Origin of the sequence: Actinomadura sp. NPDC048032, assembly GCF_040653175.1 — a bacterium.
Lineage (GTDB): Bacteria > Actinomycetota > Actinomycetes > Streptosporangiales > Streptosporangiaceae > Spirillospora > Spirillospora verrucosospora.
In genome coordinates this window covers 1-2085 of the sequence record NZ_JBEZJP010000734.1, presented here as the reverse complement: position 1 = coordinate 2085, position 2085 = coordinate 1, and the positions used below count along the sequence as shown (strand labels likewise).

Annotated in this window: 3 protein-coding genes; all 3 read left to right on the top strand. The window is 73.4% G+C overall.

What is annotated here, in order from left to right:
* The coding region (locus tag AB0C69_RS41690) for a hypothetical protein (RefSeq protein WP_360362322.1) at positions 1-233 on the top strand (233 nt) is incomplete at its 5' end.
* 74 nt (positions 234-307) lie between these two features.
* A complete protein-coding gene (locus tag AB0C69_RS41685) occupies positions 308-871 on the top strand; it encodes a hypothetical protein (RefSeq protein ID WP_360362319.1) in 564 nt (187 codons plus the stop codon).
* Between the two features lie 34 nt (positions 872-905).
* The gene (locus AB0C69_RS41680) at positions 906-1964 is read left to right on the top strand and encodes a low specificity L-threonine aldolase (protein ID WP_360362317.1); all 1059 of its coding nucleotides are present in this window, start codon (positions 906-908) and stop codon (positions 1962-1964) included.
* Positions 1965-2085: the final 121 nt, after the last annotated feature.

Genomic DNA, 2085 nt, shown 5'->3' with positions numbered 1-2085 from the left:
GTGCGGGACGGCCTCCGCTCCCGGCGCTACGGGGGGAGAACCGACCCATGCTCTGCCTGACGTGCCACCGCGTCCGACCGGCCGCCAGCCGGGCGGACTACACCGCCGAACGCGCCTCGCTCATCGTGCGGCAGGGGCTGTGCGCCTGCGGCGCTCCGCCCGGCCCGCGCGCCTTTCCGGACGAACGGCCGCCCGTCCGCGAGGCCGCGCGGACCGCCGAGATAAACCGGTGAGTTCACAAAACGTTCACGGTCGATTCGCCTACAGTTTAAGGAGATTCCACCCGCCGGCCCCGGAAGGGAGCGCCATGACCGTGATACCGGGTCTCGTCCGCCGCGCCGCCGCCGAGGTGGAGCGCCATCTGCGCGAGGGCGCCGGCGCCCTCGTCAGGGCCGGTCGAGATCTGGAGCGGTCGGCGGAAGTCGTCCTGCTGCTCCCCGCCCTCGTCGAGCGTCTGTCGATCCTAGAGCAGTCGGTCCGGGTCCAGGACGCCGAGCTGCGCACGATCCGCACCGAGCTCGACTCGCTGGTCGGGCAGCTCAACGACCGGCTGCTGCCGCGCCTGGACGAGCGCATGGACGACACCGAGCGCGACCTGGCCGCCATCGCCACCAGCCTGATCCGGACCGGCCGCGAGTCCGCCGGCGACCACGCCCGGCTGGAGGCCGCCGAGCGGCGCGTCGCCGACCTGCGCGCCAAGGTCGCGGCGCTGGAGCAGCGGACCGGGCTGTGGCGCGACCTGCAGTCCACCGTCACCCGGTTCGGCGACGACCTCGACGCGATGCGCGCCCGGATGGCGCTGCGCACGGCCGAGCCGCCGCCGGACACCGCGCCCGCCCCGCTCCAGGACCTCACCGACCGCCCTGCATAAGGGGACATCGGCGGACGTCCTGGAGAATGGGGACATGACTCAGCCGTCCGACATCCGTCCGTCCGCCGCGCGCGGTTTCGCCAGCGACAACCAGGCGAGCGTCCACCCGGAGGTCCTCGCGGCCCTGGCCGAGGTCAACACCGGGCACCAGCCCGCCTACGGCGACGACGCCGTCACCGGCCGGCTCCGCGAGGTCGTCCGGCGCCACTTCGGCGAGCAGGCCGAGGTGTACCCCGTCTTCAACGGGACGGGCGCGAACGTGGTGTCGCTGCAGGCGATGTCGGAGCGGTGGAGCGCGGTGGTGTGCCCGGAGTCGGCGCACATCAACACCGACGAGTGCGGCGCCTCCGAGAAGATCGCGGGGCTGAAGCTCGTCACGGCGCCGGCCCCGGACGGCAAGCTCACCCCCGAACTGGTGGACCGGTACGCGACGGGCTTCGGCAACATCCAGCGGCGGGAGCCGGCCGTCGTGTCGATCACGCAGAGCACCGAGCTCGGCACCGTCTACACCGCGCGGGAGACGGCGGCCGTGGCGGCGGCGGCGCACGAGCGCGGCCTGTCGGTCCACATGGACGGCGCCCGCATCGCCAACGCCGCCGCGTCCCTCGACCTGCCGCTGCGCGCCCTCACCACCGACGCGGGCGTGGACGTGCTGTCGTTCGGCGGCACCAAGAACGGGCTGCTGCTCGGCGAGGCGATCGTCGTGCTGAACCCGGGCGCCGTGCGGGGGCTGGCCTACCTGCGCAAGTCGAGCATGCAGCTGGCGTCCAAGATGCGGTACGTGTCGGCGCAGCTCATCGCGCTGCTGGACGGCGACCTGTGGCTGCGCAACGCCGCGCACGCCAACGCCATGGCCCGCCGCCTGGAGGGTGCCGCCCGCGCCGTCCCCGGCGTCGAGATCACCCAGGACGTGCAGGCCAACGCGGTGTTCGCGCTCATGCCGAAGGACGCGGCCGAGCGGCTGCGCAAGCGGTTCCCCTTCTACACCTGGGACGAGGCGACCGGCGAGGTCCGCTGGGTCTGCTCCTTCGACACGACCGAGGACGACGTGGACGCGTTCGCCGCCGCGCTCGCCGAGGAGACGGCGGGCTGACCGGCCCGGCCATCCCGATCATCGGGAGCGCCCCCGCCCGCCGGCCGGGCCGCGGGCTATGGTGTGACCGAACAGGATTCGGTTACAGGAGGCGAGCCCGATGGCCAACCGCACCTTCGTC

Bases quoted from the DNA above. Each gene is read 5' to 3' on its own strand.
- AB0C69_RS41685 (WP_360362319.1), top strand. From the start codon at position 308: ATGACCGTGATACCGGGTCTCGTCCGCCGCGCCGCCGCCGAGGTGGAG.
- AB0C69_RS41680 (WP_360362317.1), top strand. From the start codon at position 906: ATGACTCAGCCGTCCGACATCCGTCCGTCCGCCGCGCGCGGTTTCGCC.